Here is a 7,455-nt window from a genome sequence, read left to right as displayed (position 1 = left end):
CAGACGCCGCAGCCGTTACTCAACACCACACCAGCCCAACAACATTCGGACAAATTGCGTGCTATTGATCGACAGGCCCTAACTGCACGGCATTGGTACTAGGCCGAGCAGATCCGGCAGGCGGTGCGATCAGCCATCGGTTCGCCAGCCGCGCGGGCCTCGTCAGCGAGGAACCGGTAGCCGAACTCCGGGTCGGGATTGGTCCGATCAGATCGGACCTCGTTCGCCCTTATGAGTGCGGCATCGACCACCGCCTGCTGCCAATCGATCAGGCCGCGGCGGCTCAGCGCCGCCCAATGCCAGTCGTCGGCACACGCCGGCTTCCGATGCAGGCAGCGAATTGGCGATACGCCATTGGTGCCATTGCTTTCCGGCGCAACGTGCTCCCGACCACCGCTGATACAGCAGGAGTTTCTTCATGTTTGGCAACCGCATGTCGTGCCGAACCAATCGTTTTATTGGCAACCAAATTCGGCGACTCAGCGCCGCCTCGCCCCGACGCAGGCCAACGCGGTGACAGTTTGCAACCGGCAACGGCAGATGAGAGTTTCCGGACGCTCGGTGATCTGCCGGGCTCTCCGACCTGAAAGAAGTCTCACCAACTGGGATACCTGTTGGTCGCCTCACCGACTAGGGGCAATACCGCTCGTCTACGGTTATTGGCGTGACATATGACAAGACCGAGTCGCCACAGGTCGTAGCCACGGATTCTTACCGGACGATCGAGGATCCATCCGAGACGCAGCTGCACGACATCCTTGCCGACATGAATGCGAGGGCGCCGTTCGTGATCGTGGACCGGTTCGACAGCCGGGAACCCGGCGACCACTACATCCAGGTTCGCCTCGATGAACAAGTGGATCCAGGCCAGGGGCACTGCTATATCGTCGAGCGTCGCGACGGTGGACCGAGCAAATATTATCGCGCCACCATCAGCGACGACCGGCCATGGGGCAGTGGATCCTCAGCTGCGTTCGACACCGTCGTGAACGCCGTCCAGGACTGGGCATTCCGACGCGAAGGCTGGCGAACAGCGCTGGGATGGGAACAAATCAAGTTGGACGATTGTCCAGACCTTAACGATGACCTTGTTGAATAATCAAGTTCTTCGTGTCTTACGTGGTTGATTTCGTGAGTTTCTTGTATCAGGTCAGTGTCGCGGCGAGGGTGAGGAAAGCGAGGAAGTGGGTGGCTTTGCGGTCGTATCGGATGTTGAGGCGGTGGTGGCCGGCCAACCAGGAATCGTGCGTTCGATAACCCACGGGTGGCGGTCAGGGCGCTGCGAGGATTCGACGCCCTTGCGGGCGATGCGGACACTGATGCCGCGGTCTTGCACCCATTACCACAGTTCGGCCGTGTAGGCTTTGTCGGCGTGCAGCTTGCCGGGTTTGCGTCGGGGCGGACCGCGCCGCGACCGAATGGCTGGTACCACTTTTACCAGCGGACGCAGTGCTTCGGCGTCGTTGGTGTTGGCGGCAGAAACACCCACCGACAGAGGGATTCCCGCGCGGTCGGACAGGACGTGGATCTTCGAGCCGGGCTTGCCGCGGTCGACTGGGCTGTGACCGGTCAAAGATCCCCTTTTTCGCTCGAACACTGGCTGCGTCGATCACCGCCCGTGACCAGTCGATCAAGCCTCGGCAGCCTAGTTCGTCCAGGACGGCGGTGTGTAGACGCCACCACAGTCCGGCCTCGCTCCACACGCTGAACCGGTGGTGTGCCGTCGGCGCCGTGACCCCGAACGGCGGCGGCAGCATCCGCCACGCACAACCACTGCGCCGTGAACACCGCGCGCTCGTCGGCCGGCGCGGTGCCACCACCCTGCGGACGCGCAGTGAACTCCGGAAGTACCGGCACGAACCAGAGCCCACAACTCGTCCGGCACCAACCGCTTCGACAACTCGTCGACCACGAGTCGAACATCATGCAGCACAACCGATTCCGGCACAACACAAGCGAATCACAATCACGTGCGATACGGTCTGAAGGCTGACTCGATTTGCGCATGTCACCTGCGTAAATGCAAGGTCGGGGTCGACAAGGTATGCGTGGATAACCGTCTCGGGTCGGCAAGGTATACAAGAAGTGGTGCGATTGCTGCTGGTGCACCTGCGACGGTCGGCAAGGTGTGCGAGCGGTGTCGCCACAAGGGCGAGGGAGTCTGGTAGGTTGGCCCGCGGTGCCCCGGCAGAAGCGCAGCGACCTGGGCTTCGTCAACGCTGCAGTCGAACTTTGGGACGCCGAACCCGAAATTGGTTTCCTGGCGCGGCTGTTCACCCAAATCTCCCTGCCGTACAAGGAGCCCAAAAGGCAACCCTGCGACGCGTCAACGGCAACACCCAGCTCATCGTGCGACCCGGGGTGATCTTCGGTCTGGACGGCGAGGCTAAGAGGTCGCGTAGATTGGGTTTGGTAACCGGCGGTGTGCTGGGCGGCTGTCCCAGCGGTGGGTGATCCAGGGACGGCGGATGAGGGCGCGGACGCGTCGGCGAGGTCGAACCAGGCGTCGATGACGCGTTCGCGGCGTTCATGGCAACGTTTCAGCCTATTGAAAGCGTTGTGCCAGGAATTCGTTCTTTCCGCATGCCAGCGCTCGCTGGCCTGGATCGGCGCCTCCTCACCTTTGGTTTGCGATCTGCCCGTGCAGGCCGCGCCCGGCCAGCAGGTCCCGTGTTTTGCCCGAGTCGTAGCCGGAGTCCAAGTGCACAGTGATCGTCTCGGGCAGCGGTCCGAGGTCGTCGAGGCGATCGCCCGACATCGGTCACCACCGTCTTCGGCGGGGTCGCCATTGTCCCTCCACTGCGAGGGACGCCACCACAAATGCGAAATATACTGCACCGCAACGTTACTCATCGCCATCAGCCCGAACCTGTCATGAATCGTTGCTCTCGAACCCGGTGGCAACCGCACCGTTTCGGTTCAATCATTTCGAAAACTTGTTGAACTACGGTCATATCGAGACAGCAGAGGGTCACTGCGGCCGGGCTGCGTCGGCACGCAACCGCACGCGCATGGCCCCCGAACAAACTCTAAATAGTGAGATTCCGGGTGATCAGTAGAGCAGTGAGCGATTTGATGAACAAACTTTGCAATCTTCTGAAAATGAGGATATCGGAATCCGGTAAAGCCGCATCGGACATGACCAGAGACACCGGTAGCACTCCATTGAAGGGTGCCGCTCATACATTCGAAGCCGAAGACGGAAACATTGAAAACACGTTCGACAGGGCCGTACGGGAGAATCCGATATCCGGACTTTCTCGGACGCCGGCGCCGGCGCCGGGAAGTGAGGATACAACTCCGGACAAGACCATCAACAAGAAGCTCCGGGAGATGGCGGAGGAAAATGGCATCGTCGATCTTCGACGGTTTCCGGTTCCGCCGAACAAAACCTCTTTCGGTGTCGACTTCCCCGAATACGACCCTCCTTTCGTCGATATACCACGAGGTAGAACCCGACATCGCAAAGAAGATGACTATCCGGACCCCGACGACCCGCGGGAGATCGAAACTTTCTTCAGTCATGAAGTGGCGGAGGTGCGGCGAGAGGGAGGTTACCCGATGAACCCACGCGGAAGAACCGGTTTGCGTGGCCGTGGAATGCTGAACAAATGGGGCGCAACGCAGGCCGCCGATCCGATCATCACCAGGTACAACGAGCGCGGCGAGCTGGAGATTCTGCTGATCAAACGCAAAGACACCGGCGAGTGGGCCTTGCCCGGCGGCAAGATAGATCCCGGCGAACAGCCATGGCAAGCAGCGAACAGAGAACTCGGCGAAGAAGCCGGCGTAGAGGGCATCCAGATCGATTCCTCACGAGTCCGGCAAGTTTATCAAGGCTATGTAGACGACACCCGAAACACGGACAACGCGTGGATGGAAACCACAGCCTTCCATTATCATTTGAATCCCAGCGAGGCCGCCAATGTCCGGGTTCTGGCCGGCAGCGACGCGGAAAAAGTGCAATGGACGAAAGTCGACGATGAACTATACTCGAACATGTTCGCCAGCCAAGGAGAATACATGCGCGTAGCGATTGAGGGTCTGCATTAAACACTCGCCGCCGAGCACAGCCGATGAGCTCCTTAGACCGTGTCTCATGTCGTAGGTTTCGTCTTGGCGAGTTTCTTGTAGCCGGTGGGGGCTGCGGCGAGGGTGAGGAATCCGAGGAAGTGTGTGGCTTTGCGGTCGTAGCGGATGTTGAGCCGGTGGTAGCCGGTCAACCAGGAGATCGTTCGTTCGATTACCCATCGGTGGCGGCCGAGGTGGTCGCTGGATTCGATGCCTTTTGCGTGCGATGCGGACACCGATGCCCCGGTCGCGGACCCAACGGCGCAGTTCGGTGTGGTCGTATGCCTTGTCGGCGTGCGACTTCGCTGGGCGGCGCCGAGGTGGACCGCGTCGCGAACGCAGTGCGGGGATGGCTCGCACGAGCGGGCGCAATGCATCGGCGTCGTTGGTATCGGCCGCCGAGACGGCCACGGCCATAGGTATTCCAGCGCGGTCGGACAGCACATGGAGCTTCGAACCGGACTTGCCGCGGTCGACCGGGCTCGGGCCGGTCATGGCACCCCTCTTTCGGGCTCTATTGAGTTATGTGTGGGTGCGGTCGGGTAATTCGGGGCGGTAGCCGCCGAGGGCCAGCAGTGCGAGGGAGATCAGGGCGTCGGGATGTTTGAACCCGAAGGCCAGTCGGGTCAGTAGTCGGATCTTGGTGTTGGTCGACTCGATCAGCGCGTTGGACAGGCCATGATCGAGCGTGGCATGGATTGCCGAGGGTTCGGATCTGATGGTTCGTGCGAGCTTGACGAACTCGGGTATCCGGCATCGTGACGCCCAGGACAGCCACCTTTGCAATGCGTCCTTACCGGCCTGTCCACCCACCGCGAAGACATGCCGAAGCCCTTCTTTGAGCAGGTAGGCGCGATAAAGCCGGGGGTCTGTCTTCTCGATCCAGGCGAGCTTGTGGCGTTGGTGGTCTGTGAGGTTCTCGGGGTTTTTCCACAGCGCCCATCGGGCTCGTTTCATGCCTTGCGCCGCCCCGGCGGAGGCGGTGCGGCCGCGCCGGTCCTTGTGGCTACCGCCGGGGCGAGAGCGTTCGGTGTTCCACGTTTGGCGTCGTACCTGGTCCAGTGCGTCGGTGGCCCACTTGACCACATGGAACGGGTCGGCGCAGCGGATCGCCTCGGGGCAGTGCTGGGCGACGGTGCGGGCGATCCACGCGGCCGCGTCCGCGGACACGTGGGTGATCCGCGCGCACCGGTCAGGCCCGAGCAACTCGAAAAACGTTGCCAACGTGGCTTTGTCGTTGCCGGGTGCCGCCCAGACCAGCCTGCCGGTGTCATGGTCGACCACGATGGTCAGATACCGGTGTCCCTTCTTGTAGCTGATCTCGTCGATCCCTATCCTGCGTAGTCCAGCGAGGCGATCGACCTCGGCGTCGATATCGGCCCGGACCCGGCTGATGATCGACCCGACGGTGGGCCACGCGATCCGCATCAACTGCCGGACCGTGGTCCGCGATGACAGGGTCGCCAACCATGCCACAGTGTTATCGAAAGCACGGGTATGGCCGGCGCCGTGCCTGGCCCAGGGCACCGCGGCGACCACAACACCGTGCTCACCGCACCGGCCTCTCGGTGCGTCCGCCTCGACGAAGGCCCGCACGGTTCCCAGGTCCAGGGCACGCCACCTGCGCCGCCCCCGACCCGCGTCATAACGGGGACACCGCCGCGAACACACCCCACGCCGGTCACGCCCACGGCGACGGACCAGCACACCCCGGCAACCATCACCTGCGCGGACTCGTCGAAATCAACCGACTCCACAACCGCCCCGTTCACACCCAACAACCGACCCCATACCCTGATTGAGGGCAACGTCGTTCTCCGTCCATCCAGTTTCTGTTCCTCGACAGCTCAGAAACTAGACGTCGCAACGACGTTGCCCCCTCAACAGGCCAAACCCGCCCACACATGACTACATAGAGCCTTTTTTCGTCCGTACCGATGCCGCGTCTACCACTGCCTGTGACCAGGCGATCATGCCTTCGCTACCCAGCTTGTCGAGTACCGCGCAATGTAGTCGTCGCCACAGACCGGCCTCGGTCCAGGCTGTGAATCGGCGATGCGCTGTCGCGACGGTGACCCCGAACGAGGGTGGCGGCATCCGCGCCAGGCGCAGCCGCTGGTCAGCACGAACACGACTGCGGTGAAGATCGCACGTTCATCGACTGGCGCGGTACCTCCGCCTTGGGCACGGGCCACGAACTTCGGCAACAACGGCTCGACCAGCGCCCACAACCCATCCGGCACCAAACGCTGCGACACAACATCGACCACGACCAGACATCATGCAGCACAACTGATTACTACACACCTTCAACGACCTACCGCGACGTGAGACACGATCTTATTGAAGTGTTGTCAGCCCTGCGCGACCGACTGACACGAGCTGCGCCAGAGGGGTCGCGAAACTACGGGCGCGTCCGCCTTCCGCTGGCGCGGTGAATCAGTACATCGAGGCCGAAAATATTACCAGAACGCAGTTTCTACCGGAGGGCCTGTCGGGATACGTGCGAAACGGGCAATGAGTTACCGGGGATGGTTGGATCCGGCTGATCAGGCGCCGGCCTTCACTGCGATCGGGGAACGCCTGGCGCTCCTGGTGTTCGTCAGTGCTCGGTAGATGCTGGCGAGGCTGGGGTTGCTGCCTTTGCGTTAGCCGGCGGGAATGTAGAGATCTGGTCGGATGTCCTCGACGGATTCGCAGTTCGCGCGGCGGCGGAGCACGGTGTGCAGCATGTCGTCGGTGATCACCGAGGGACGTCCGCCGTGGTTTCCTTTGTGGGAGGCGGCATTGAGGCCTTCCAGTGTGGATTCGCGGATGGCCTCGCGGTCGGTTTCGGCCATCGCGGCGAAGAACGCGAACAGGATGCGGCCGACGCCGGAGGGGTCGTAGGTCTCGTGCAGCCCGCACGCCTCACTGGCGCGGGTGCCGCACTGGTAGGCGGTCTCGAACAACACCCGGTCCCGCAGTACGTCGGTCGGTACGTCCTTGCGCAGGCGGCGCGAGCAGATCGCATCCAGTACCCGATAGATGTGCCGTGGTGGTGCCGGGCGCGGCAGCGTCCTGGGCACGCTGATCGTCGTTTCCACCTTGTCGAGGGGGTTGGCTGGTTGTACAGGTCATCTGTGACAGCACTTACCGAGGAATATCGGCGACACCCTCGATCTGAAGATGTTGGTACAGACGAATTTTGATGTCACGGTGGCCTGGTCGGTGGTAGGTTTCGGCGCAACGTTCTGTGTGTTTCGTCGACGCCGGAACCTGTTTCGTAGGAGCCGTCGTTGCCGCCTCGGCCAGGTGTACTGACCATGGACGTTGGTCACGGCGTGTCGAGGTGACAAAGGCGAAGACCTCCGAGTGAAGTGCGAGCTGTCTAGGAACGCACCC

3 protein-coding genes and 5 pseudogenes are annotated in these 7,455 nt (G+C 61.9%); 2 read left to right on the top strand and 6 right to left on the bottom strand.

Features of this window, described 5'->3' with window-relative positions; all coding sequences use genetic code 11:
- Positions 1-664 precede the first annotated feature (664 nt).
- Complete coding sequence (locus AB0B25_RS31755) at positions 665-1,099, top strand: hypothetical protein (RefSeq protein ID WP_357187445.1); 435 nt, start codon at positions 665-667, stop codon at positions 1,097-1,099.
- A 141-nt stretch (positions 1,100-1,240) separates the two neighbouring features.
- Here AB0B25_RS31755 and AB0B25_RS31750 read toward each other — a convergent pair.
- Both AB0B25_RS31750 and AB0B25_RS31745 read right to left on the bottom strand, forming a co-directional pair.
- Positions 1,241-1,912, bottom strand: a pseudogene (locus tag AB0B25_RS31750) (IS5 family transposase); the annotation flags it as partial.
- Between the two features lie 474 nt (positions 1,913-2,386).
- A pseudogene (locus AB0B25_RS31745) lies at positions 2,387-2,725 on the bottom strand (IS5/IS1182 family transposase); the annotation flags it as partial.
- 338 nt (positions 2,726-3,063) lie between these two features.
- Between AB0B25_RS31745 and AB0B25_RS31740 the strand changes: the two are divergent.
- Complete coding sequence (locus AB0B25_RS31740; RefSeq protein ID WP_357187442.1) at positions 3,064-4,053, top strand: NUDIX domain-containing protein; 990 nt, start codon at positions 3,064-3,066, stop codon at positions 4,051-4,053.
- A gap of 176 nt (positions 4,054-4,229) precedes the next feature.
- Here AB0B25_RS31740 and AB0B25_RS31735 read toward each other — a convergent pair.
- The 4 genes and pseudogenes from AB0B25_RS31735 to AB0B25_RS31720 form a co-directional block, all read right to left on the bottom strand.
- Positions 4,230-4,587, bottom strand: a pseudogene (locus tag AB0B25_RS31735) (transposase); the annotation flags it as partial.
- Between the two features lie 6 nt (positions 4,588-4,593).
- Positions 4,594-5,879, bottom strand: a pseudogene (locus tag AB0B25_RS31730) (ISL3 family transposase).
- Positions 5,880-5,988: 109 nt separating this feature from the next.
- A pseudogene (locus tag AB0B25_RS31725) lies at positions 5,989-6,341 on the bottom strand (transposase); the annotation flags it as partial.
- A 378-nt stretch (positions 6,342-6,719) separates the two neighbouring features.
- Positions 6,720-7,157 (bottom strand): hypothetical protein, encoded by a 438-nt coding sequence (locus AB0B25_RS31720; protein ID WP_357187439.1) that lies wholly within the window; start codon positions 7,155-7,157, stop codon positions 6,720-6,722.
- Positions 7,158-7,455: the final 298 nt, after the last annotated feature.

Source organism: Nocardia sp. NPDC049190 (assembly GCF_040648115.1).
Classification (GTDB): domain Bacteria; phylum Actinomycetota; class Actinomycetes; order Mycobacteriales; family Mycobacteriaceae; genus Nocardia.
Note: the sequence above shows the minus strand (reverse complement) of the source record. Positions and strands in the feature narration are given on the sequence as shown.